The organism is Flagellimonas hymeniacidonis (genome assembly GCF_008040165.1).
Lineage (GTDB): Bacteria > Bacteroidota > Bacteroidia > Flavobacteriales > Flavobacteriaceae > Flagellimonas > Flagellimonas hymeniacidonis.
On record NZ_VRUR01000001.1, the window covers coordinates 1,060,913 to 1,086,363 of the forward strand.

The following is a 25,451-nucleotide window of genomic DNA, read 5'->3' on the forward strand; positions in this document are numbered from 1 at the left end:
GATATGCTCATTTTGGCCTGTATTTTACTTTTCACCGATTTTTCCTACACCTATACCCTTGTTTTTTTCGGTTGGATGGATTGCGCAGAATCTTTGTTACAGACTTAACGGTCTAATTCACCCAAAACCTAAATCTTATGGAAAAGAACCTAAAAAAACGAGAAACCATGCACCGCTTATGTGCAAAAGGGCTGGAAATATTCCAACAAAAAGGCTATTACAACACTAGCTTAGATGATATATTAAAGGAATTAGAACTTTCTAAAGGAGCCTTTTATCATCATTTTAAATCCAAGGAGGATTACTTTATCAATATTATACAAAACTTAATTGTCCAAAAGGTATATGCCTTGTTGGTTGAACCTTTGAATACCTACGAAAACCCTTTACCCATTATTTTGGATAGTTTGGAAGAAGCTTTGGAGCCCGGTAAGCGAAATGAAATGGCATATGGATTTATGCTTAATGACTTTCTTACAGAATTCAACAAGCGAAATGCTCAAATCAGTAAGTATCTAAAAGATATTCTTAAAGTGTGGGAGGTCAATCTAGTTTCGGTGTTAAAAAGGGGCAAAATAGATGGCCATATTGCTCGTCATATTGATTGTGAGGGAGTAGCTACCTATATTATAGCTTCTTATTTGGGAATGCGCTCTTTGCTCATGGATAATACCAATAAGCAACTCAAGTATCAATACATACAGCAGCTAAAACATTACTTTCGTTCCATTGCAGCGCAAAATGTAATGGCTTAAGGTGTCAATACCTGCTCAATTTTGGCCACTATCGCTGATGGACTGATGGACTCCATAGCTTTCTCATACCCTTTTGGAAGTTTGTTTCCATACACCGAAGTTGGAATTAATGGAAACAACGTTTTATTTGCCAACAATGCATTTTCCAGAGGTTGATTAAAAGGATAAAATCCGGCATAAGGGTGGGTAACACCCCAAATGGTTATCACAGGAATACCATAGTTTGCTGCCAAATGAGAATTGCCGCTATCCATACTTAACATCACATCCAAATTTGAAATTAGACCCAATTCTTCGGACAACGTCAGCTTGCCTGCCATATTGATTGCGCTCTTGCTTTCCTTTTCAATAGCTTCCAACTGTTGAATTTCATTAGCCCCACCGCCAAATAATAATATTTTATACTTTTCGGTATTGCTTAATGCTTGTATCACCTTTTTCATTAAATCTAGAGGATACATTTTACCCTCATGGGCAGCAAAAGGCGCAATACCTATCCATTTTTTAGCGTCTTGTGCTATCAATTCCAATGCTTTATCCGAAAGTGATTGCCGTTCCAGTAAGTTCACATTGGATAAATCAACGGGGAACCCTAATTCGGCGAACACATCGGCATAGCGTTGATGTGTACTTTTCAACTGTTGAAAATTTTTATTCTTGGCCCGCGTGAGTGCTTTTTTCTCCGCGCGTCCTTTGTCAATTTGAGCAAAAGGAATTTTATCCAATGCAAAATACTTCTTCAAAATTCGGCTTCTAAGCACATTGTGTAAATCTGCCACCGCATCGATTTGTAGTTTATTTAATTCCTGATGCAAGCGCCACAGACCAATAAGCCCTTTATGGCGTTTTTTTACATCAGCCTCATACACCTCAACATTCTTCAACGCAGAAAAAATAGGCGTGAATGCTTTTTTGGTAAGAATAGTAATCTTTAGTTCTGGGTTTTTGGCAAGTAAGACGGATAGCACCGGAACGGCCATAGCTACATCACCCATAGCCGATAGGCGAATCACTAAAATATGGGCATGTTTACCCTTTTTGTCCACGAAGCACAGGGTTTAATTCATCATCATTGTACATCTTCATCTGCTTATAAACTTTCATGTACTTGTTTCCCGATTCAATATCTGCCAGTAATTGATCAATAGCGGTGGAAAGGTCTTTTCGTTGTTCCAAAAGCACTTGGAGTTTTTCATTACATTTTTTGAGGTGTTCTGGGGAAGCATCCGTCCTATTTGCCTCTTCTTGCATATGATAAATTTTAAGTGCCAAAATAGAGAGCCGGTCAATGGCCCAAGCTGGGCTTTCTGTATTGATTGTGGCATCTCCTCTTACCTCAACCGATTGATATTTATTTAAAAAATAGCTATCAATATATTCGACCAAATCCGTGCGGTCTTGATTACTGGCATCTATTTTTCGTTTAAGGTCCAGCGCATCTTCTGGATTTATGGAAGGGTCCCGAATAATATCTTCATAATGCCATTGTACGGTATCAATCCAATTTTTTCGATAGAGTAAATGCTCTATCTTATCCTTTGGGTATGGATTTACAAACTCTTGATAGACATCGTCTTTAACATGGTAGGTATTAATACTCTCTTGAAAGATATTGAAGGCAAGCTCGCTAAACATTTTCGGATAATTTGAGGCAAAGATATTGCTTTATCGCTTAAGGATTTAGCTCTAATGCAAAAACCAAAAAAGACAGCAAAACAGATATCACAATAACTGCCTCTTTTAGTCTAGCCTTTTTGATGGCTTCCAAATAATTGGTCAAAAAAACAGCCGCCGGGAAAAAAGTGAGCAGCAATAACGATGAATCCATTGATTCAAACAGGCTAATAAAAAGTCCAATTAAGAAGGTTAAGAAGATAATGCGTAATGGAAGTAGTTTTCCCCCTCCTTTTTTTCGAACTTTCAAGAAAACCAAGAACGTTACCAATAGTATTAACGAGGCATAAATTATCAACTTGGTGATTCCAGGTTGACTTGGAAAATTAGTGTTTAAAAGTCCTAGCGAAAAACGATAGTGCTCTCTATAAAAATGAAGCATGTCGTACAACTTAAAAATCGCAAAGGACAAGATAAAAACTGATATGATAGCCGCAATAGGAACCATCCAGTTTTTGGTTGTCTTTCTATCATAAATATTGATTACGACAAAAACCAGAATTAAAAAAACAAGGGCCCAATCGTAAAAAAAGCTGGCTACACATATTAAAAAGCTAGCATCAAAAATTTTATGCTTTACGTTTTTAATCGATTTAATCGATAATAACCTCCACACTGCCAACAGCACAAAAAAATTGGTGAAAATGCCATTCTTATCTATTAATACATTGGAAAATGCAACTAGTAGCAATACAAAAAATAAGATGGCAAATGAGCTAAGATCCGTTACCTTCTCCACCCTCACAATTCTACTAATGAGGTAAATGGAAAATAAGAGTACCGTCAGTGTTAAAAGTTCTAGCGGAAGTACATCAACATTAATGTTCCGTTCTGAACCTAAAAACAAGAACATTCCATAAAAAAAGGAGAGAAAAACAGATAAAACAATATAGTTTATGGGCTTTGTTTTCCCGAAAAAGCTTGAAATCATGCTAGGTTTTACTACTTTTGTAAAGTAAATATAGCTAAGATGAGCAAGTTTTTTTATGGCATTGAAGACTTATTTGTAAACGGTCTTTTTGCTCCTTATGATTTTTTCCGTTTTATGCAAAACTGGTGGGCTTCCAACTCCGTGAATTGGATTTTCTTCGTCATTGGAATGATCGCTATGGTTTATTGGATGAACCAGCTGAAAATTTTTAATGATAATGGGGAAGAGGACAAGAGCATAAGCTCCCATTCTTATCTATAATAGGTCAAACCCAAGATCTTTTCGGTAGTACATCCCACCAAAGTGTAGTTTTTCTATATTTTGATAGGATTTTTGCAGCGCTTCGGTAAAGTTTTCTCCAAAAGACGTTATTGCAATAACACGACCTCCGTTCGTGACTATCTTTCCGTCTTTTATTTTTGTCCCAGCATGAAAAACAAGGGAATCTTGAATCTTTTCTGTCCCTGTAATTTCCTTTCCTTTTTCATACGCTTCTGGGTAACCTCCTGAAACTGCCATTACCGTTGTAGCTGTTCTTTTATCTATTTCCAGATTAATTTCATCCAGTTTCCCTTTGGCCATCGCATCCAGTATATCAACCAAATCGGTTTTTACTCTGGGAATAACAACTTCCGTCTCTGGATCACCCATGCGTACGTTGTACTCGATTACTTTGGGTTCGTCTCCTACTTTTATCAATCCTATAAAAATGAATCCGACATAGGGCAGATTATCCTTTTTAAGGCCCTCTACCGTAGGTTTTACAATTTGCTTCTCTATCTTCTCCATAAAAGCATCTGTTGCAAATGGTACAGGGGAAATAGCTCCCATGCCACCTGTGTTTAGTCCTGTATCACCCTCACCTATCCGCTTATAGTCTTTTGCTGTTGGGAGTACTTTAAAATTGGTGCCGTCAGTAAGCACAAAACAGCTTAATTCTATTCCATCCAAGAACTCTTCAATAACCACCGTCGCACTTGCCTCTCCAAATTTAGAATCCAGAAGCATCGCCTTTAGTTCAGCTTTGGCTTCGTCTAGGTCTTTAAGAATCAAAACCCCCTTACCAGCAGCCAATCCATCTGCTTTTAACACATAAGGCGGTTTTAGTGTTTCTAAAAAGGCATACCCTTCCTCTAAACTTTCAGAAGTAAAGCTTTCGTAGGCTGCCGTAGGGATTTGATGGCGCATCATAAATTCCTTGGCAAATTCCTTGCTGCCTTCCAGTTCTGCAGCAGCCTTTTGCGGGCCGATTACCGAAACATTTTTAAGCTCAGCGTCATTCAGGAAGAAGTCATGAACTCCATTGACCAATGGGTCTTCTGGACCTATCACAACCAAATTGATGCTTTCTTTTGAGACCAGGTCTTTTATGCTTTCAAAATCGTTTACCCCAACCTCAACGTTTGTGGCAATATTGGACGTTCCAGCATTGCCAGGAGCAACAAACAAGTTGTTAATTTTAGGGCTTTGTGAAATTTTATGGGCGATCGCATGTTCGCGACCTCCTGAACCAAGGACAAGAATGTTCATCAATCAAAATTTTGGCAAAAATAAACCAATTCAGATATCGGATATCAGATATCAGTATTTATTTCCCATTCAAATGTGAAAAATCACGATGCTCCTTGCCATGTAATTCCTCTGATGATAGCGATTTGAAGTATTCATACACCATTTTTAGCCCTTCTGAACGATGCACTTTAGGTTCCCAATCCAAAATTTCCTTGGCCCTAGCGATATCAGGTTGGCGCTGTAAGGGGTCATCCTGAGGCAATGGTTTGAATGTTATTTTTTGATCCGTTCCCGTAAGCTTAATGATTTCCTCAGCAAACTCCAGAATTGTGGTTTCATCTGGATTACCTATGTTCACGGGAAGATGGTAATCACTCATCAGTAAACGATAAATCCCTTCAACCTGATCATCTATATACGTAAAAGATCTTGTTTGGGATCCATCTCCAAAAACCGTTAAATCCTCACCCCGAAGCGCTTGCCCCATAAAGGCTGGAACCACTCGCCCATCATTCAAGCGCATTCTTGAGCCATAGGTGTTAAAAATACGAACGATACGGGTATCCAATCCATGATGGGTATGATACGCCATTGTTATGGACTCCATAAAACGTTTGGCCTCATCATAAACCCCTCGTGGGCCTATTGGACTAACATTACCATAGTATTCCTCATTTTGGGGGTGTACCAGTGGGTCTCCGTAGACCTCGGAAGTTGATGCAACTAGGATTCGGGCATTTTTTTCTTTGGCCAATCCCAATAAATTGAGTGTACCAAGCGAACCAACCTTTAAAGTTTCAATAGGAATCTTTAAATAATCAATAGGACTTGCAGGGGATGCAAAATGAAGAATGTAATCCAAATCACCTCCCAGATGCACAAAGGTTGAAACATCGTGATGGTGAAATTCAAAACGTTCTAATGGAAATAGATGTTCTATGTTTTTTAGGTCCCCTGTGATTAGGTTATCCATTGCTATGACGTGATGGCCCTCAGCAACAAACCGATCACATAGATGGGATCCAAGGAAGCCTGCTGCGCCACTTATTAGAGTTCTTTTCAATTAACTGGTTTTTTCTTTTTTGTATTTGAATCACTCTTTCCTTTTAGTGATTCCATTTTTCTTCTCAGCCTAATTTTATGTTTTAAGTTGGTGAAGTTATAGTTATATCTGAAAAACACATACCCCAAAATGACCACTACACTTACTAGCATAATAACCATTCCCAGGTTTTTGGCCTTGCTCCCCAAAATGATAAATAGGACAACGAACATAAGATTGAAGCACCCTATAATGAAGCTTGCTTGCTTATGGGTAAGTTTCCAGAAATCTATAAGCACATGATGCACATGATTCCTGTCTGGCGAAAAAGGTCCTTTTTTGTTGGCAATTCGTATGGCAAATACTCTTGCAGTATCAAATAATGGAACAATCAAAATACTTATCGCAATAAGTGGTGCATTTTCCAATAGAAAAGGTAGCCCTTCATAAGATTCCGGTTTTAAAGCCAAAAACTTCAATGTTAGAACACTAATGATGAAACCAACTATTAAAGAACCTGTATCTCCCATAAATATCTTTTTGTCGGAGGAGATGTTGAATCCGAAAAATGCCATCAAACAGGCATTCATGGTTATGCTTATCAATGCAAAAAAATACTCTCCTGATAAATAGAAAATGGTCGTATAAATTATCATTATTACAATACCAACTATTGAAGCCAGACCATCAATTCCATCAATTAAATTGTATGAGTTAATAATTGTCAACATTAGAAATCCAGCTATAGTCAAGTACAGAAAATAGGGGATTTCATAAATATTCAAAAATCCATTCAAAGATTCAATAACAAAACTGTCATTAACCAAAACAAAAGCAATAGCCAGTGTTTGGGCTATCAGCTTTGAGCCAGGAGAAAGTACTACCAAATCATCTTTTAAACCGATAATAAATAATATGGTCAATCCTGGTATTATGTAGATATCTTCTCCAGAAACATGCCAATTCTTGATAAAGAAAAAAGCGAAAATCAATGTAAAATAAAAAGAAACACCTCCTAAAGTTGGTGTTTTACTTTGATGTGAACTCCTGTTATTGGGGTCGTCCATTAACCTTTTATATTCTACTACTCCGATAATTTTAGGAATGGTTAGGTATACCAAAAGAAAGGCCCCAATAAAAATAAGTACAGCAGTTTCTAGAAAATTCATTTTTCAAAGGTAGAAAACTAAACTTAGTCCTTGATAAATAATAACATATCCGTAGCAAGATTAGTTCTATCAAAATCCGCAACCATGTCATCAAAAGTGTACTCTTTGCTTTCTCGGGTTCTAATCAATTGGACTTTCTCTATAAAATCTTGCATGTTTTCTGGTTCAAAAGGGATTCCTATTTTATACTTTTCCACCAGATTCTTGGACTCTCCTTCAACGCCCAGTAAAATAGGCTTATGCATTGCCGCCAATTCAAAAATTTTGGATGGTATCACCGTTTTAAAGGTGACAGATTTTCTTAAGTTTACCAAAGCCGCATCTAATATGGAAATATATCGCCCAACCTCATGCTTAGGAACTGGATCCAGCATGGTTACATTGGTTAATTTCATTTTGTTTTTTTGCTCAAGTAATTTTTCTTTTTCAGCACCTGTTCCCAAAAAAAGAAAATGAATTTCATCATCTTTTATTTTTGATGCGCATTCGAGCACAAAATCTAATGCATGTGCCATTCCATGTGTGCCAATGTAACCAATAATATATTTGTTTTTTATTTCAAGTTCACACAGTAATATGTTATCCTTTTCTCGTGGCGAAAAAAGATTCATATTAACTCCATTTTTAACTACGGTTATTTTAGAATCATTTACCCCATACCTTTCTTTTAATATCGCTTTGAAAGAATCTGTAACCGTAACAATCTTCCAGGCAGACTTGTACATTCTCTTTTCAAGAAACTCAAAATATCTTATTACAAGATTATGCTCCATCGCCCCTACTGCTTTTATTGATTCTGGCCAAAGATCCCGAATCTCCATTACCCATTTTTTTCTCTTCCAAAAAGCCAACCATTTGCCTGATATTGCCGTAAAAAATTGAGGAGAAGTGGCTATAATTAAATCTGTCTTAATAAACAGACCAGCAAAAAAGGACATAACCATAAAGCTTAAATAATCAATAATCCTTTTGATGAACCCTCTATTTGCTGCAATATAGGTCCAAACACGTATTACCTCAATACCATCGATTGTTTCCTTTTGATATAGCTTGTTCTTATATCCCTTATATACTTTCCCTTCAGGAAAATTTGGAATACATGTTATTACCGTAACTTTCTCGCCACTTTTTACCCATTCCCTACAATGCTCATATGTTCTTGTAGCTGGCGCATTCACCTCGGGAGGAAAGTTATCGGTCAAAAAAAGTATTTTCATAACAAAATAGTTGTTGTTAGTTCTTTTGAGAACGAAACACAGACTTTTTGTGCTTTTTCCGTTTTATTAAAGCCGAGACAATACTCATATTTCCCCAATTTGATATCGTGTATTTCTCCTTCAAAACTTAAAGAAACATTTATTCCTCCAAAAGATACTTGTCCTTTATTTATAACTATATTGTTTATTGACGGATGAATATGGAAAAATGCTTGGGATTCTATTTTCTTATCCCTCTTCGATAAAATTCTATCATGAATTACAATACCCTTTGTAGCATAAAAACTTCTTTCATGCAACACTCCCATAGATTTATACCCATCATGAGCAGATGTAACCATATCAACACTCTCTTTTAGATAAGCTATTTTGGCTCTTTTCGCGACTCTGAATCCGTCCCAAACTTGTGTTTGGTCTTTATTGTTTACAATAACTGTATTGTGGGAAGAAGTTTGGCGTTCATTCTGTCGTTTTTTATTCTTCTCATAAGTTGATGTTCCAACATCCACTATTAAGGGTCGTTCATGAAGGTATAGCTCAAAACTAAACGTATCAGAATGGGCATGACCTGGTTGATAATCTGGCCCAACATTACCAACGTCAACGAATAATTCATAATCCTTTCCAAGGAATTTTCTGTAGCCTGATTCCCTTAGGCTGGTTTTGTCAAAGGGTATTTTCAAATACTGGGCATAACTAAATAACTGCTTTGAGGTTGGGGCAATATTGTAAGTGCAATCGTTGACCATTGGAATATTTCCATTGCGATAAGTAACCGTTTTTATCCATCCCAACATTTTCTTTGCTTTATTATTCAATAATGAATGTAGGTCATCCTCTTTCCATGGGTTATTCTTAATCAAATTGATACAATCCAATAATCGATAAAGTAAAATCTGATGGTACATGGGGGAAAGCTCAAAATGAGCTCCGTCCCCCAAAATTTGTTCATCCAGCTCTTCTTTTAAAATCTTTTTGGCAATGCCGTAAAAATCATTGTCTTTAAAATAGTATGCTCCAAATAGCATCGAATACCCATTCTCCAGTAAATGATTCCCAAGCAAATGGTATTCCAAATTATCTTTCAATCTATAATAATGGTTATATAATTTTATGTTTATGTTTATGTTTTCTATTCCATTCTTCGACAAGAATTTTATCCAATTAATCCCTCTTAATGAAATAGGATATGGTTCAAGTCCATCTTTCAAAGAGCTGTCCTTTTCTATATAATCTTCTATAAGATTCAAGGCTTCATTCTTGTTTATTCCTTGTTGATTCAAGAATTCAAAATAATTCAGGTTATATGTCCAAAGTTTTCCATAACTATCATAATTCCAATCAATTACTTTATCAAACTTGTAGCCTATATTAAGAAAGTCAAATTTGTTATTCCCATAAAAACTTGATGGATTGGATAAAACATTATTCCAAACTAAGCCTGATGGCTTTTGGGGAACATGAGAGTAAGTTTTTCTAGGGGGAAATGCTTTAATCCAATTGCAAAAGCGATAGAAAGCCTGTATAGGCTTTAAATATCGTATAGTCCAGAAAAAAAATCTAAGTTTCACTAAATCTCGGTTAACTGTCCTCGGATAATATGCCCAAAAAAAAGAGTGCAGTAAAAATACCCAATTGTCTACTAATAAAGGGTTCTACAAAACAAACTAACGCAAGCATTCCCAAAAAAATAGCCAGAATCAGGTTTTTATTTTTATAACTCAGGTATAATGGCATGGCAAAAGCAGTCATTAAAATCAAAAAGCCCAATAGACCTGTTCCCACCAAGGTTTTTAAAAATTCATTGTGAGGGTCGTACGATTCTCGTTTAATCTTTTCTGGATAACTTAATTCTTTGATCTTTTTTTTCATTGCTGACCGCACATCACCTATTCCGTATCCAAAAAAGGGTGCTTCATAAATTAATTGTAAGGCGCTTTTGGAATACTGAATTCTTTCTACGAGACTTCCTTCACTCTTGGCAGAAATGTTTGTTGCTTCTTTGATTAAACGAGCAAACCTTGGGTTTGCAATTTTTAAACCAAAAATCAGGACAAGACCAATACCTAGAGCATAAATCCACTTTAGTTTTTTAGGAACCTTTCTAAGCTCAATTCCCACAATTACCAATAGAAGCATAACTAGAATAATAACGGGTATTTTAGCTTGCAATAGAAAAATTACTAGTGACATAATTGCCAGAGACACGTATCTGAAAATTACCTTAAACTTTACCTTTTTGGAAAGGAACAAAAGCAAAATACTTATAAGTAGTCCAAAACTGAAATACGTTCTGTGTATGTCCAAAAAAATGAAGTTGTTCCGTCCATGGAATATGATATACACCCATGTTTCTTGACTGATACCTTCCTCCACGGTTTTATTAATGAAATACAATTTTTCCGTGAAGAAAAAATAAATCAAATAGAAGAACCCAGTTAAACAGAGCAACAAATTCCCGGAGATATAAAGTTTTATGATTTTTGCATATGGGATATCCTTATTTATAAAAAAGAGCAAGGGTGCAACTATATAAAACAATCTTCGCTCTACTTTATTCAGTCCAAAAACAATATCCGTTGTCCATAACAAAGAGGAAAACTGCCAAACAAATAATAAAACAAACCCAAGGAAGAAAGGCAAACAACGTTTAACATTTTCGTGAAAGTCCTGTTTCCGAAATTGAAGCAGGGAATGAAGTAGCAAAACAACAACTAGGATGGGTTGAACCTTTAAATTGAATGGAAGCAGAAAGGAAAAAACCAATAATAAAACAATCTTTGATTTAGATAACAATGTCTGAATAGTTAGGGATTGCATTGTTTTATCTAAATTAATTGTCACTTTCCTTATTATGGGTTATTGGATTTATCTTAACAAATTTTCTTTTATTTTCAAGTTTCCAAATACCTTTAATGTTGGATTTTTTAATCATATTACCATAAGATTCCCAAAAATCTTTATCATTCCATATTACAATATAGTCATATTCTCTCAAGAGTTTATAGAACTCTTTGGTAGAAGTGAGCCTTGTTTTTAGTCTGACTTTTTTCTTTGGGTGATATGACCAAGGTCCCTTCACACTTAAAGGAAATGCCAAATATTTAAACTGTACATAAAGCCCGCCCATCGAAGTTTGATCTATCAGCATAATTTGGGCGTTGGGGTCTTTATCAATCAATTCATCAATAAGTGGGGTTATCAGTTTGTTTTTAGCTCCAATGTTATTAGCCCTAGTATTTGTGTGTCTTGGGGCAAAAGTCTCCATAGCGGACGAAGGTGTAAACAAGAGCATGAAAACTATAAAACCAATGGATAACCCTCTCCCTCTTTTATTAGTCAAAGTGAGAAACAATATAATCATAAACATCCCCAACAACATAGTTCCTGTATATCTATGATAACTGGCCAACCTTATAGATTCATAAGAGCCAAAACTGTATAAGTACAATATTAACAATACAAGGGCATAGGCAATCAAAATTAAGAGGAGGGAAGCTATAAATACCCAAAAATTTACCTTATTGGCAAAAATTCGCTTATCCAATGTTCGCCAATTAACAATAAAAATAATTATGGACCATACCATAAACAATAAGGCCCAATAGACAAGGGACAAGGAAAAGTTGATGTTATACAGAAAATCTGGCCCAGGTTTGTATAGTTCCGAGTTAAATATTTTGTTGATTGCAGCTACGTTATCCGTAAAATTAATGGGGCTTGCTGTTTTTGGGACAAAAGCGTCTCTAGACTTTGCCCTACGCTTTTCAGAAATGGTATCTAAATTTCCAATATAGGATACAGCTACTTTGTAGTTCTCTAAAGTTGAGTGCTGAAATTTTTGCAAGTTGCCCAAGTCTATTTCAGACAGTTCCAAAGAAAAGGACTCATTTTTTACATTGTGGAAATGTAATAGCATACTCCAAGAAAACTTAGATAGCAAAACAAGCATCACTGCAATTCCAAATCTTTTTAAAAATGCAACTCTTTCTGTTTTTGAATGTACTCTAAATAATAGATAGTCCATGGCTAAACCTAGTAACGAAAACAATGCGAACAGAACGCCTATTTCTTTAACCAAAGGAAGGCATACCAAAAAAATCAATGCTATACCAAAACCTTTTTTCTTATTTCCGCTTTGTAAGTAAGTAATAATGGACAAAGCCCAAAAAAGAGCCAAAACATTGTCATTATATATCAAATATATAGGCTGTACAAATACAAAAAACATAATAAAATAAACTGCGGATAATATTACGCAGTATAATAGATTACCCTTCTTGAACATGGGTAAAAACATAGACAAAGCGGACGCCAACACGGTTGTTTGTGCAAAAATTGTAACCCCTTCACTATATTCTCCTCTATTCAGAAATATGTTAAAATAATATTGAACCAATGATGTTACCCTAGGGTAATCTGCTTTATTAATATCATTGAAATGAGCAATAAGATCATGTTCTTGAACGAGTATTTTTGTGAAAAAACCCCAGAACGAAAATTCATCCCAGCCTACAATTATATAACTTCTAAAAATTATCCAATTAAGGAAAAACAAAATGGAAAAAATCCATAACGCCTGCCAACTGCTATTTTTAAGAAAAAAAAGGAGATTTACTTTTTTAACATATAAATAGGTATATGACAAATATATGGCAAAGGCAAAGCCCATTATGAACACCACAAAAGCACACTCAAACAGAAATCCTAGAATATTTGCTAAATACAAGACAACCATGAGGATGGCGAAAGAAAGAACAGGAACTATTTCATAAGAAATTTTTAATTTTCTTTTCACAAAAACCATAATTCCCAGTAGGCTAACAAGGAATACAATAAGTATAAATAAATTAGGCATTTTGTTTAATTTTTACAACTATATCACGCTCATCTTTGCTAACAAAAATTATTAATGGTTTCGTTTAATTTTCAAAAATCATCGTGATTTGAAAAGTGCATATTTCAATATGGCATAAATTGCTCTAAATCCATCCTTCCATCCTATTTTCTTACCTTCTTCATATGTTCTTCCATAGTATGATATTCCTATTTCATATATTCTTATTCCAGAAATTCTAGCAACTTTAGCTGTCACTTCTGGCTCAAATCCAAATCGCTTTTCCTTTAAATTTACGCCTTTAATGATCTCCGTTTTGAATACTTTATAACAGGTTTCCATATCCGTTAAATTGAGATTTGTAAACATATTAGACAGAAAGGTCAAAAACTTATTCCCTATAGTGTGCCAAAAGAACAATATACGGTGCGGGTTGCTCCCCATAAATCTTGACCCATAAACTATATCAGCGAACCCTAGAAGTATAGGCTTAAGAAGATCTTCATATTCATTGGGGTCATATTCCAAATCTGCATCCTGAATCACCAAATATTCCCCTGTTGCTTTGGAAATGCCAGTGTGTAAAGCTGCTCCTTTTCCACTATTAACCTTATGTTCGAAGTATTGGATATCCACCTCTGGTTCTTTGTCAATATATGCCTCAATAGCCTCTTTTGTATTGTCACTGGAACAATCATTAACGATAATAATTTCTTTCTTAATATTATGCGATAGGTTTACATTCTTAACTTTGTCAAGTATATGATGAATAGTTTTACCTTCATTGTATGCAGGTATAATAATGGAAAGTTTGGTTATTATAGACATATTTGGGTTTGTATTGTTTAAATTTGGAAGGTTTCCTATATTGGACTTAATATTCTTTAACCTTCTTAAAGAAATAATAGCAGCAAATGTAGTATAAGTTGGGGAAACAAATTTCTAAAAAAATTTGATTTGATTTCCTAGTCACTTTTTCTTCTAGTACAAAAGCATGATTACAAATAGAAATACGGTTCCTATCAAAAACCTAATTTTTACAATTATTATTTGTTTTAGTGCTTCCTCTTTTGCAATTCAAAACAAAAATATTGAACATCCACCCCAAAAAAGGAATTTTCTTCAAAAAGGACTAACCGGATTGGATTACAGTAATATGACAAAACTGAAAAGAGAAGTTGAAAAAGGTAAACATAGGTCTTCATATAGGAAACTTATCAGACAAGGAAACAAAATTATAAACGAGGATTCATTTTCCGTTATTTACAAACCACACGTTCCTCCAAGCGGAGACAGGCATGATTATATGTCCATTGGTCCATATTGGTGGCCAGACCTTAGTAAACCGGACAGTCTTCCTTGGATAAATAGAGATGGAAAAGTAAATCCCTTATCTCGAGGAGTTAATTCTGACTATTCCATTAAATCCAGGTTTTTCAAAACTGTTTATTCTTTGAGTTTGGCGTATTTTTTTTCTGAAGACTCGGAATATGCAGTTAAGGCAACTCAATTACTTCATGATTGGTTTATTAATCCAAAAACCAAGATGAATCCGAATCTAAACTATGCACAAGGAATTCCAGGTAAGAGAACGGGTAGAAGTTCAGGTATTATCGAGTTTTCTGGAATACGTGATATAATATCCTCAATAGAAATATTGGAATCTCAACAAGTTTTAGACAAGAAAGCCAGTTCTAAAATTCGTGTTTGGATCAAAGATTATCTTCAGTGGTTACAAACAAGTGACTTTGGTATAGAAGCCAAGGGAGCTACCAATAATCATGGTACATGGTATGATGTACAGGTTGTTTGCCTTCTTATTTTTTTAGATGAAATAGATAAAGCAAGGCAGTACTTACAGTCAACAACGTTTAGCAGGTTGGCAACGCAAATCAATCCAGATGGCAGTCAACCAAGAGAGTTAGGTAGGACCAAAGCTTTGCACTATTCTACTATTAATTTACACGCTTTTACACTGCTAGCTTATATGGGGCAAAAGGTGGAGGTAGATTTATGGAATTATGAGTCTGACAACGGGTCTAGTATTCAAAAAGCTTTTTATTTTCTTAAACCCTATGCCATTAATCAAAAGGAATGGAAGTATCCACAAATAACGGATATTAATCAGGCTCTCGAAAATCTTCGTGAATTATTTGCCAAATCTGCAAAGATGTTCAACCATCATGATTTTTGTGAAGTGTCTTCCAAAAAAACTTCTAAAAACAAGGCATTTCCTTTATTATTATTTAACTGTGCAATTCATTAGCTGGTTTTTGTTTGATTGTTAGAAGTATAATATAGCCCTTAAAGGCATCATGGTTGAGCATACAACTTATATATTTCGGTACCCGCACACAAAAATGCACCTGTTCCATAAACCTCTGTCTGGTCTGCAAATGCTTCTCCTGGAGCTGCCCCAATAGGTTGAACATACCCGAGCATTCCATCATCCGTTATATGATCCACCAAAGAGTTCCATCCTTTAATCAAAAAAGGTTCGTATATAGACCTATCCAATATTTGATTATTTACCCCCCAAGCTAAACCATAAATATGAAAAGATGTCCCGCTAGTTTCTGGTGTTGGATAAAACTCTTCACCCAACAAGCTCATAGGCCAATGGCCTTCTGGTGTTTGAATCTGAATTAGCTTTTTCGCCATTTTCTTATAAATCCTTAAAAAGTATTTATATTCCTTTGTTTCCTTCTTCAACTCGTTCATTACATTCACAAGGCCTGCAAATACCCACCCGTTTCCGCGAGACCAAAAAATTTTCGTTCCATGATCTCTTTTTTCCATATAACTTTCATCACGATAAAACAAGCTTTCCTCATCATCAAAAAGAAAACTCGTCGTTGCCTTAAACTCAGACATTAGGAAATTCAAATATTTATCATCTCCGGTTAAATTGTAAAGTTTGGCCCAAACCGGTGGGGACATAAACAAGGCATCGCACCAATTCCAACGATCTTGATGATAAGCTGAGGCCCATTCTAATGATGTTTTTGCAGGATGGAGTAAGACATAATCAAACTGTCTTTTGGTCGGTTTTAACATTTTCTTTTCCTTATACTTTTGATAAAGTGAAAGATAGAGTTGCCCTACTGTATGATCATCTGCATGGTAGATGCGATCATGTAACTTCCACTTGTTTGTATTCCCAATTTCTTTAAGCCATTGAAAGTATTTATCTTCATCTGAAACCATTGCCCACTTTAGCATGCCTATATACAATGCCCCATTTGGCCAAGCTTTTGGATTATGGGGGTCTTTATTTCCACTGTAAGTGTCATGAAAATGATTAATTTGCCAGTCAGCAACTTTTTTCATGATTCTCTTAACTTCATGTGGTTTGATTTCTTGCGCAGTCAATAAATAACCCTGCATTAATACCATGAGTAAAATACACAATAGCAATGGCCTTACTTTCATATGTTGAGGTTGAAGAAAGTTAATGATGTTGTCTGGTAATTGCTAAGTTAGCGTAAAATTACCCTGTTTAGCCCAATATTTTCCATGATCCATCTTTTAAGGATTCTATAGCGGCAAATGACGCATTTGTGGTGTTTACGATTACTTCAAAAGGAATAATAGAGCCTTCACCTGATTTGTGTTTTGCCAGAAGCTTTCTAAATTGGTTATAATGTCCCTTGTCTTGTTTAGAGCTAAAGTTTTTAGTTCCAAATCCATATGTTTTTAGTTTTCGCCAATTCTCCAACACTAATGTTCGCTCTTGCGAATATACTTCCACTCTTTCCTTAGAATAACCTTTGCTCCCGTTTGCAAAATAATTGATAACTGCATTGGAACCATCTTCATATTTTAATAAAATACTCGCATTATCTGTATTCTCCTTGGGGTTTTTACCTAAGGCACTCATGCAGACTCCTTCTACAATACTCCCCGTTAGGTACGAACATAAATCTATGAAATGGCATGCTTCCCCAATAATTCTACCCCCGCCTACTTCCATATCATGAACCCAGGTCTCGGGTGGAATAAATCCTGCATTCATGGTGGCTATGATATTAATCGGAATGTTTTGATTACCTAAAAGGTGTTTCATTTTCCTTGCCAATGGGGCAAAACGACGATTAAACCCTACACTCAAATTCCCATAATTTTCTTGGTAAACCTCCTCAATCTTTTTAAGTTCGTCCCTGTTCAATGCCAAAGGCTTTTCAACAAATACACTTTTATTGTTCTGCAAAGCTTCAATTACCATTGGAGCGTGCATATTATGCTTGGTTGTTATAAAGATCAAGTCAACTTCTTCATCCTGAACAATTTCCCTATAATCCGATGTGCTATTGGCAATGGCATGACGTTTGGCCATAATCGTAGAAGACAAGCCCCCAGAACTTGCTATGTATTTTATCTCTGCTCCAAGCTTTTTTAGATTAGGAAGAATAGTGGAACTGGTAAAATTTCCGGCCCCAATAATCCCAATGACCCCTTTTTTATTCTGAAAAGATTTATGAACAACTTGTATTGTCCTTTTTGGTTCTTTTGTGTCATCATATTCAATAATTGAGGCAATGGATTTTATACTGCCCATATTCTCATATATTTTTTGAAAATCGGATAACGGAATTCTTTCTGTAATTAAGGGCCTAACATTTAAATTCTTTTTTGAAATAGCATTTAGAACAGCTTGAAAATTCCTTTTTTCCGTCCATCTTACAAATCCTATAGGGTAATCGTTACCTTTTTCCTCATATTCTTCATCATATCTTCCAGGACCATAGGAACAAGATACCTGGAACGAGATTTCTTTTTCATAAAAGTCTGCCCTACTTATATCCAGACCAATAACGCCCACCAACACCACTCTTCCCCTCTTTCTGCACATCTTTGCGGATTGGGAAATGATTTCATTGCTCTTATTTGATGCTGTAATAATCACGCCATCGGCCCCAACCAAATTAGTGTAAGCTTCCACAAATTTTACTTGATCTGTTCCATGACTTGGGTTCACAGCCGTTACACCTTTTTCGTTGGCCATACGAACCTTTTCCTCATCGTAATCAAAACCTATCACATTGCAACCGTTAGCTTTGAGCAATTCAGCAGTAACCAACCCAATAAGCCCAAGTCCAACAACTACTATTGTTTCTCCAAATGTGGGATTTAAAAGACGTATCCCTTGCAACCCTATAGATCCAATAACGGTAAACGTCGCTTCTTCATTTGAAACATTATCCGGGATTTTTGCAACAAGGTTCTTGGGTATATTTACAAATTCTGCGTGGTTCCCATTTGAAACAACTCGATCTCCAACGTTGAATTCATGCACATCCTTGCCAACTTCCACAACTACTCCAACATTACAATACCCCAATGGTAAAGGTTGATTGAGTTTATTAAAAACAGCATCCATAGTAGGTTTCAGACCATCAGTTTTTACCTTATCCAGTACCATTTTCACTTTATCAGGTTGTTGTTTTGCCTTTTGAATAAGATTCGCCTTTCCGAATTCTACAAGCATCCTTTCGGTTCCTAAGGAAACCAGAGTCCTTTTGGTCTTAATTAGGACGGTACCTTGGTTAACCTTCGGAACCGGTACGTTCTCCAAAATGGTTTTTCCGCTTTTAAGGTCTTGTATAATTTGTTTCATCAAAAAATCTTTAAAGAATATTAATCAATTGTTAGCCATATGAATCAGGGCTTCCTTAAGTTGTTTGCCCTCTTGAGTATAGAGATAAACCTCCTCAGGAAGATTAAATATATTTTGTTGATATAATTCAAAATTTTCATGGGAATTTTCCCAGACACACCTCACAATCTCATCTTCTGAAACGTCTTCTACAGTGAATCCTATCTTGTGTTCACGAACAATGTCTCCATCAGCACTACCTTCCAGTGCTATCATGGGTTTTCTAAAGTAACAGCTCTCATAAAACCTATTGGTCCGAGCCCATTTCCAATTTAATTCACCAACATTGGGAAATGGATACACACTCCAAACCAAGTCAACCTTAGAATAAATTTCAAAAAGGTTTCCCGGTGATTTGTATTCTCCAAAATACTCCACATTTTTTAAAGAAATCAGTTTGGCAAATTTGGCATCGTCAACCAAGGAATAGCCAGCAACAAAAAGCTTTATATTATTAGGGTAATTACTGGCCAATCTAGTTAATACTCTAATTGATTTAGAACATCTTAGCAATCCAAAATATCCAATTATGACTATGTTATGTTCTAAAAATCCAGTTTTAGTTTTTTGCTGTCGATCCGATTGTTGTCGCTCAAGCTTATTTTCCAAGATAATTGTCTTAGTCTTTACCTTAAGGTTCTTTTGATAATACTCTTCCACAAATTTTATCGAGGTAGCTATCATAAGTTTACAGTTGCTTACAATATATTTATCCAAAATTCGTACTAATCGCCCTTTAAGATTCTTTTGTACTTGCGCACTACGTATGTCACCAATCTCAACAGCAACATGTTTCAGTAATCCAATCGCTGAAATAATACATAACAAACCCATGTCTACACCAAAGGCATAAATAATATCAGCTTCTTTCACTTGACTCCTAAGCTTTGGCAAGGCTTTAATCATTTTTATTGCGCGCATAAGGAAATTTCCGTGCTCAATTTCACCAAGTATAGCTACTTCACAAGATGGTAATCTACCTTTATGATATTTGCGAGTAAATGAAGCGGCACTTACTTGAAAACCTTCATCCATTATCATTTTTATTCGCTTGGAATTACGGGGTTGACCTAAGACCCCCAAAGCAAAAAGTACCTTAACCTTCTTTTCATTCATACCAATGACTTTTAATGCACGTGTCTTCCCATAGAAATTTGTTGCCTGCGCCAGCGGTGTTCTCAGAATAATAGCTGTGTTTTATTAAGATGCTTTCAATTGCATTTATAATCCTTTTTACATCTTCCCCTTCAGTTTTAAGAACTATTCCATAGTCACCAAACTCAACGATTTCCTTCATTGGCTCATTGTTTCCCACTACCACGGGCACTTTCATGATTATGGATTGATAAAGCCTATTTGGTTCACAATATCTATTATTCGGCGTCTTCTTATCGTAAAGGATGATGCTCAACTTTGCGTTCTTGAGATATTTGGGTATGCTTAATTGGTCCACCAAGCCCGCAAAAAAGATATTCTCTTTTAATTTATCACCATACTTTTCCTGCAATCTAGACAAGGCTTTGCTCTCAAAATTACCAACTACTATGGCTTTTATGTTCTTCGTTTTTAATATTGCATCCACCGTATTAAATGGATAACGTTTAGGAATAGACAAGCCTTGTAAATAAGCATAATCAGATCCATTAAGCCAACGTTTGAATTCGTCAAAGTTAACATCCTTGTTCGTTGATTCTACAAATTGCTTGTCAGGATAGTTTCTGATAAAATCGTGTTTGGGATAATTTTTTATGACTCCTGCATTTTGGAGGTATTCAATTCTGAACTTGTTAGCGTGAATAATTTTTTTACTCTTATTTTCTATAAAATTGAAAACCCTTTTCAGTCCTTTTCTTTCAAACCTAAAAGGAATCTCATGCAAGTCCCAAATGCATTTACCTCTCTTGGAAAAAAGAGGAAACATAAAAGTATACTCCTCGTGAGCCCAAATAAGATCGTATTTGTACAAGAATGGTGAAACTCGTAAATAGAACTCAAAAGATTTAATTAAAAGAAATTTGGATGACGGTAATTTATCTCGAGTAACAAGTTTAAATGATTTAAAGGGAATTCCATATGAAGTTACACCTTCCTCTAATCTATTATCCTCAAAGTTAACGTATATGAAAATATCATTTCTTTTGGACAAGCTTAGGCATTCCTTTCTTATCCTATCATCGTATTCCAACCCTTTAGTCCTGGCCACAAAGGCTATTTTCATATTACTTATTTATAAGTTTCTTTTAAGGTTAAAAAACCTTACAAAAATTCATGTCAAATTTCTCTTATTTTTTTTAAACTTCCTGGTATAAATAAAAAGAATCAGAACCAAAAGCTGGAAAGGGAGTTTTAATCTTTGATGAGACCCTCCGAAATGTGCAATGGAATAAATAGGGAGAAATGCAAAAAGCCAAAGAAGTATGGCCTTTTGCTGAAACCCAAGAGCCCCAATCGTACGCACCACTGATTTGATGTTTATCAAAAGCCATACCAATGCAAAATAATAGACAATCAGAGTATATAACCTTAAAAATTCACTGGTTTTGCCATATTCGGATTTCAATCCGGAAGAAAACATCCGCTTAATAATAGAATGAGGCATCGGTGTAACTATATACCTTACATGACTCATAAATATGGCTTTAGGCATATTGGAGGCATCAATTACATCATCTGCCTTTCTTAATTTCGCTCGTTCTTCATAACCTTTTGTTATTAAGTGGGTTGCATTATATTTATATGAATGCACTTTTTTCTGAACAGTTGGATAAACTATCCACAAAACAGTTAGTAATCCCAAGACAAAAGCTGAGTAACCCAAGACTTTTTTAGCATTGATTTTCTTGAAGAAACTTTTGATAAATGGACCAAATTCAAGTAAAAACATCGCCAACCACACTGTCGCCAACATAAAAGGACGTAGCATATAAAGACCTATGGATAGAATAATAGCTATTAAATAGCATCTTATGGTTTTCTCGCTATAGTTTTTTACAATTAGGAGTGCAAAAAGCCAAATAAGCAAATCCCGGAGATTGGAGATTGCTAAAAAAAGAAGGTAGGGATAGAAAAAAACAAATGTATACGGAGATTTTGCAACTGGAAAGAGCTTATGAAAATAGTACAAAAAAAGAAGCAGAACAGGAATATTGATAATCTTGATAAAAATGAATCCCAATGGGTCCATATATTTCTCAAAGTAATTGATATAGCCCCAAAAAGACCTATCTATATTAGCAATCCATATTTCCGGATTGTCAAAATACTTAAACCCATCACTTATCAAATAATCTACATTGCCAAATAAAAACTCAAAAACAAAGAGTAGATATACAACCAGGCAAAGCGAAAAAATGATGACATAGCTCGATATGCGGTTTTTTCGAGTGTAGCAAATCAAGGCGAGAAATGATAACAAAAAGAATAGTATCATATGAAAACTTTGGAATGAACATCTGCTGATACCTCCCAGGAATTCTTGTCCAAAAAAACCTTACAATTATTGCTGTAATGGCTATAATTAGTCCTAATCTTGTCAACACATTCCTCAATCATCGAAGAATCACTTATTACCTCTCCTAATTGGAATTCTGTAATTATTGAATTCACCGGAGGCCCATTTAAACCAATTACTGGAATTCCGTAGCTTGCGTACATATAAATAGATGTAGGCACTGACTTGTTCTCATGACCAATAAAGCCAATAATTTTGTGTTCAGTATTTAAAATCATTTTGACTTCTTCTCTAACAAAATTTGTATAAAACAAAACATTCTTCGGACACTTGACATTCGTTTCAGGTTTCCTGTTCGGAGCAATAATCAAGGTATTTATATTTTTATCTTCAACTCCCTCAATGAGCACCTTTAAATTGCTTCGTTTGGCGGCAGATATTGAAACCATATCCGGGCTTGAAATTCCGTTAAGCTTCATCCATGACCGGCTCAGTATTGAGAACTCCTGATTCTTTTCTTCCTGAGTTTCAATAAACGTTCTAAAATCCCCAAAGCATGCAACTACCGTCTTGTTCTTCGCCCTTTTGGGTAAAAACTCCACAAGATCTTTGTGAAAAACTACAATAGAGCTAGATAGCAAACAGAGTAATCGCCTCAATAGATAATTGATACGCTTAGAGGGAATATTATGCTCACAAATGTTATGACATGACCAAATAATTTTAGACCCTGTCAATTTGCACAGGGCGAAAACTAGCAATATTCGAATAAAAGTAACTAGCCACCCTCTGTAAACAATATATCTGATATGATAAATTGAGTTTCTATTTTTTAAAAGCTGTTTTAGTAAACTCAAATAGGTTCCTTCACATGGAATTATGGATTCTAGTTTGGAAAAAATACTTTCATATTTATAATCAATTCGTGATTCACATAAAACCTTTTTTAACTTCAATGCCTAAATTGTTAAGTAAAATTGTCATTAATTACCAAGTTACGGCAAAGTACCGCATCTTAGATTCTCAAAAATCATTATTTATAAATATTAAGTTCTCTCCTTTGTGAGAAAAAGAAAAGTCATATTTACTTATTGCTCTGAAAAGACTGGTTGAGCATCCTGCTTTTTTTCTGTCATGAAGTTCAATTATCAAACATCTTGTCTTCGGCAACCAATTTTCTGTGTTGGATTCAAATAATTCTTTTTCCGCACCTTCTATATCAATCTTTAAAATATCAATCGTCTCCAGGTCATTTTGTTTCATTATCTCATCGACAGATATTGTCCTCAAAAGCCCTCCGGTATTCTCTCTTGATTCCTTAGCCAGTTCAGTCATAAAGCCCCATTTACCATGCCCACTATCTATAAGGTTTATCTCTTGATCATTGATACTTGATAGGGCTTTTTTTAATGCGGTAATGTTTGGGTATTCTTTTATGTTTTTTTGAAGCAATTCAAAATTAGAATCCTCAGGTTCAATACAGACCATTTTGGAATGTGGATGTTTATTGATAAAATAAATAGCGGCCAACCCAATGTTGGCTCCAGCATCTACGATAAACTGAGGTTTAAAGTCAAGAGAAATATGGTATTGTTTTTCCATGAAAATATGCCGAAAGGTAGGAATATCACTTGTTCTACTTCTTAATTTTAGAGGGATATCAGAGTTAGGCAAAAAAACACGTTCAGTTTTGTTGAATTTTATTTTAAAAAAAATTACAATCCCTCTTCTTCCAAATGTTTTAATATATCTATAAAGGTTTAAAAGTAATCTCATTTTATTTATGTTTTTATCGTTTTCATTGACAATCATTTATTAATACTTACTAGCTCAAGGCACAGAAGAACCAACTGCCAATATACTTTTCAAATATTTAAAGTAGAAAATAATCATTATACCCGACCAAAAGACATAGAGTAATAGATAGGAAACACCAGCACCTATAACACCTTTTAAACTAACTAAAACAAAGAAGCAAACAAAATAAAGAATCGTAGAAAATAACAGTGCTTTAAAAGAAAGTTTGGGGAAACCCATAGCTAGTACCGCTGGAGTGATTGGAAAAGCTGTCATTGAAACCAAAACTCCTGACAAATACCACAGCAATGTGGGCAACCCCTCCAAATACTCAGCCCCTACAGTCCATAAAATAATATATTTTCCGCAAATTATAAATCCCAACAATGTAGTTGCTCCAAAACAAAAGCTTAAAAAGGAGAACTGTTTAACAACATTCTTAAACTCAAAAATTCTTTTAGTCGCCCATAATTTGGTAAGCTCAGGATATATTGATTTGTAAAGTGGTTGGGATACTTGGGTAAATATCTTGGCAAACTGCTTTGCAATCTGATATAACCCCGTTGCAGCACTTCCCAACATAGAATCCACAATAATTATGTCTAAATTCAAAGTCATCATCCGCACAGTTCCATGAAAGTTTGTTGTCCAGATAAAACTCCAAATTCCCTTAAAGCGAGTTGGAATACATCTAATTTCATCAAGAGTTGGGCAAGAATTAAGATAAATTTTTTTTCTTCTTAACAACAATATACTACTAGTGAGTAAATAAATATATCCTGTTATTTGCGATATCATCGTAACAATAACAAAATACCAAATTCCATATCCGAATATAAAACCTATGAAAACTAGTGCCAACTTTAGCACCGCCCCACTTACACTGCTGATAGAAAAATGCTTGAAATCATCATAAATCCTGAGAATAGCTGTGGGTGTGCCTTGAATATTAAAAAGTATAACGATGGAAAAAAGGGATGCTAAATTAGTTTTGTCATCCGCCCATCCCAAAAAATACCCTATAATAAATGAAAAAGAAAACCCAACCAAGGTAGCAAGTATTGCTGTAAAGACATCAAGGGCAAAGCCGAACTTCAACAAATCCTTGAAATCAGATATTTCTTTGTTAACAACTAGTTCCGACCCATATTTTATTAAGGCTTGCCAAGATTGAAAGTTTAATAACTTATCCACTATAAGTGCATATGCCTGCACAAGAGCAAGTACACCGAATAATTCTGACCCCAAGACCCTAGCTATTAATGTAAAGGATATCAACCCAATTAAAGATGAAATAACACTCCCAGATGCCAATATTCCGGCATTTAAAGAAATCTTTTTAAATAAAGCGGATTTGAAAAAGCTCACAATGGGTCTTTATTAATTCACCTCAAAAATCATTAATGAGGA

Annotated in this window: 22 protein-coding genes; 3 read left to right on the top strand and 19 right to left on the bottom strand. The window is 35.2% G+C overall.

Annotated features, from left to right (window positions below):
- Positions 1 to 137 precede the first annotated feature (137 nt).
- The gene (locus tag FVB32_RS04790) at positions 138 to 755 is read left to right on the top strand and encodes a TetR/AcrR family transcriptional regulator (protein WP_147741693.1); all 618 of its coding nucleotides are present in this window, start codon (positions 138 to 140) and stop codon (positions 753 to 755) included.
- Here the strand turns inward: FVB32_RS04790 and FVB32_RS04795 are convergent.
- Genes FVB32_RS04795 through FVB32_RS04805 form a run of 3 tightly spaced genes read right to left on the bottom strand, consistent with a single transcriptional unit; the run spans position 752 to position 3,360 of the window.
- A complete protein-coding gene (locus FVB32_RS04795) occupies positions 752 to 1,801 on the bottom strand; it encodes a glycosyltransferase family 9 protein (protein WP_246139828.1) in 1,050 nt (349 codons plus the stop codon). The two genes, FVB32_RS04790 and FVB32_RS04795, sit on opposite strands and share 4 nt — an antisense overlap.
- Positions 1,785 to 2,390 carry a DUF4254 domain-containing protein gene (locus tag FVB32_RS04800; RefSeq protein ID WP_147741695.1) on the bottom strand — a complete coding sequence of 202 codons (606 nt, stop codon included), beginning with the start codon at positions 2,388 to 2,390 and terminating at the stop codon, positions 1,785 to 1,787. The genes FVB32_RS04795 and FVB32_RS04800 overlap by 17 nt, the downstream gene beginning before the upstream one ends.
- Before the next feature lie 37 nt (positions 2,391 to 2,427).
- A complete protein-coding gene (locus FVB32_RS04805) occupies positions 2,428 to 3,360 on the bottom strand; it encodes a DUF6427 family protein (protein ID WP_147741697.1) in 933 nt (310 codons plus the stop codon).
- 39 nt (positions 3,361 to 3,399) lie between these two features.
- Here FVB32_RS04805 and FVB32_RS04810 point away from each other — a divergent pair, with 39 nt between their 5' ends.
- Positions 3,400 to 3,621 carry a DUF6341 family protein gene (locus tag FVB32_RS04810; RefSeq protein ID WP_147741699.1) on the top strand — a complete coding sequence of 74 codons (222 nt, stop codon included), beginning with the start codon at positions 3,400 to 3,402 and terminating at the stop codon, positions 3,619 to 3,621.
- Here FVB32_RS04810 and purD read toward each other — a convergent pair.
- The 8 genes from purD to FVB32_RS04850 all read right to left on the bottom strand — a co-directional run bounded on the left by purD (position 3,616) and on the right by FVB32_RS04850 (position 13,965).
- Positions 3,616 to 4,890, bottom strand: coding sequence for a phosphoribosylamine--glycine ligase (gene purD, locus FVB32_RS04815; protein ID WP_147741701.1), 1,275 nt, complete (start codon positions 4,888 to 4,890; stop codon positions 3,616 to 3,618). The genes FVB32_RS04810 and purD overlap by 6 nt on opposite strands.
- Positions 4,891 to 4,948: 58 nt before the next feature.
- The gene (locus tag FVB32_RS04820) at positions 4,949 to 5,935 is read right to left on the bottom strand and encodes a UDP-glucuronic acid decarboxylase family protein (RefSeq protein WP_147741703.1); all 987 of its coding nucleotides are present in this window, start codon (positions 5,933 to 5,935) and stop codon (positions 4,949 to 4,951) included.
- Positions 5,932 to 7,083, bottom strand: coding sequence for an MraY family glycosyltransferase (locus tag FVB32_RS04825; RefSeq protein ID WP_147741705.1), 1,152 nt, complete (start codon positions 7,081 to 7,083; stop codon positions 5,932 to 5,934). The genes FVB32_RS04820 and FVB32_RS04825 overlap by 4 nt, the downstream gene beginning before the upstream one ends.
- Positions 7,084 to 7,106: 23 nt before the next feature.
- Complete coding sequence (locus tag FVB32_RS04830; RefSeq protein WP_147741707.1) at positions 7,107 to 8,300, bottom strand: glycosyltransferase family 4 protein; 1,194 nt, start codon at positions 8,298 to 8,300, stop codon at positions 7,107 to 7,109.
- A complete protein-coding gene (locus FVB32_RS04835; RefSeq protein WP_147741709.1) occupies positions 8,297 to 9,871 on the bottom strand; it encodes an alginate lyase family protein in 1,575 nt (524 codons plus the stop codon). The genes FVB32_RS04830 and FVB32_RS04835 overlap by 4 nt, the downstream gene beginning before the upstream one ends.
- A 10-nt stretch (positions 9,872 to 9,881) precedes the next feature.
- Entirely contained in the window at positions 9,882 to 10,493 is a 612-nt protein-coding gene (locus FVB32_RS17690) for an O-antigen ligase family protein (RefSeq protein ID WP_187269500.1), read from the bottom strand.
- Between the two features lie 640 nt (positions 10,494 to 11,133).
- A complete protein-coding gene (locus FVB32_RS04845) occupies positions 11,134 to 13,158 on the bottom strand; it encodes a hypothetical protein (RefSeq protein ID WP_147741713.1) in 2,025 nt (674 codons plus the stop codon).
- A gap of 78 nt (positions 13,159 to 13,236) precedes the next feature.
- The gene (locus tag FVB32_RS04850) at positions 13,237 to 13,965 is read right to left on the bottom strand and encodes a glycosyltransferase family 2 protein (RefSeq protein WP_147741715.1); all 729 of its coding nucleotides are present in this window, start codon (positions 13,963 to 13,965) and stop codon (positions 13,237 to 13,239) included.
- A 166-nt stretch (positions 13,966 to 14,131) separates the two neighbouring features.
- Here FVB32_RS04850 and FVB32_RS04855 point away from each other — a divergent pair, with 166 nt between their 5' ends.
- Positions 14,132 to 15,403, top strand: a complete 1,272-nt coding sequence (locus FVB32_RS04855) for an alginate lyase family protein (protein ID WP_147741717.1) — start codon at positions 14,132 to 14,134, stop codon at positions 15,401 to 15,403.
- A 47-nt stretch (positions 15,404 to 15,450) separates the two neighbouring features.
- Here FVB32_RS04855 and FVB32_RS04860 read toward each other — a convergent pair whose 3' ends face one another.
- The 8 genes from FVB32_RS04860 to FVB32_RS04895 form a co-directional block, all read right to left on the bottom strand.
- Positions 15,451 to 16,569, bottom strand: coding sequence for a glycoside hydrolase family 88/105 protein (locus tag FVB32_RS04860; RefSeq protein WP_147741719.1), 1,119 nt, complete (start codon positions 16,567 to 16,569; stop codon positions 15,451 to 15,453).
- A gap of 67 nt (positions 16,570 to 16,636) precedes the next feature.
- Positions 16,637 to 18,754, bottom strand: coding sequence for a bi-domain-containing oxidoreductase (locus tag FVB32_RS04865; protein ID WP_147741721.1), 2,118 nt, complete (start codon positions 18,752 to 18,754; stop codon positions 16,637 to 16,639).
- 24 nt (positions 18,755 to 18,778) lie between these two features.
- Positions 18,779 to 19,828 (bottom strand): glycosyltransferase family protein, encoded by a 1,050-nt coding sequence (locus tag FVB32_RS04870; protein ID WP_147741723.1) that lies wholly within the window; start codon positions 19,826 to 19,828, stop codon positions 18,779 to 18,781.
- A 73-nt stretch (positions 19,829 to 19,901) separates the two neighbouring features.
- A complete protein-coding gene (locus tag FVB32_RS04875; protein WP_147741725.1) occupies positions 19,902 to 21,011 on the bottom strand; it encodes a glycosyltransferase in 1,110 nt (369 codons plus the stop codon).
- Positions 21,012 to 21,059: 48 nt separating this feature from the next.
- Positions 21,060 to 21,716 (bottom strand): hypothetical protein, encoded by a 657-nt coding sequence (locus FVB32_RS04880; RefSeq protein ID WP_147741727.1) that lies wholly within the window; start codon positions 21,714 to 21,716, stop codon positions 21,060 to 21,062.
- 503 nt (positions 21,717 to 22,219) lie between these two features.
- Entirely contained in the window at positions 22,220 to 22,903 is a 684-nt protein-coding gene (locus FVB32_RS04885) for a glycosyltransferase family protein (RefSeq protein ID WP_147741729.1), read from the bottom strand.
- 364 nt (positions 22,904 to 23,267) lie between these two features.
- A complete protein-coding gene (locus tag FVB32_RS04890; protein WP_187269502.1) occupies positions 23,268 to 24,020 on the bottom strand; it encodes an FkbM family methyltransferase in 753 nt (250 codons plus the stop codon).
- Between the two features lie 54 nt (positions 24,021 to 24,074).
- A complete protein-coding gene (locus FVB32_RS04895) occupies positions 24,075 to 25,409 on the bottom strand; it encodes a lipopolysaccharide biosynthesis protein (protein ID WP_187269503.1) in 1,335 nt (444 codons plus the stop codon).
- Between the last annotated feature and the right edge of the window lie 42 nt (positions 25,410 to 25,451).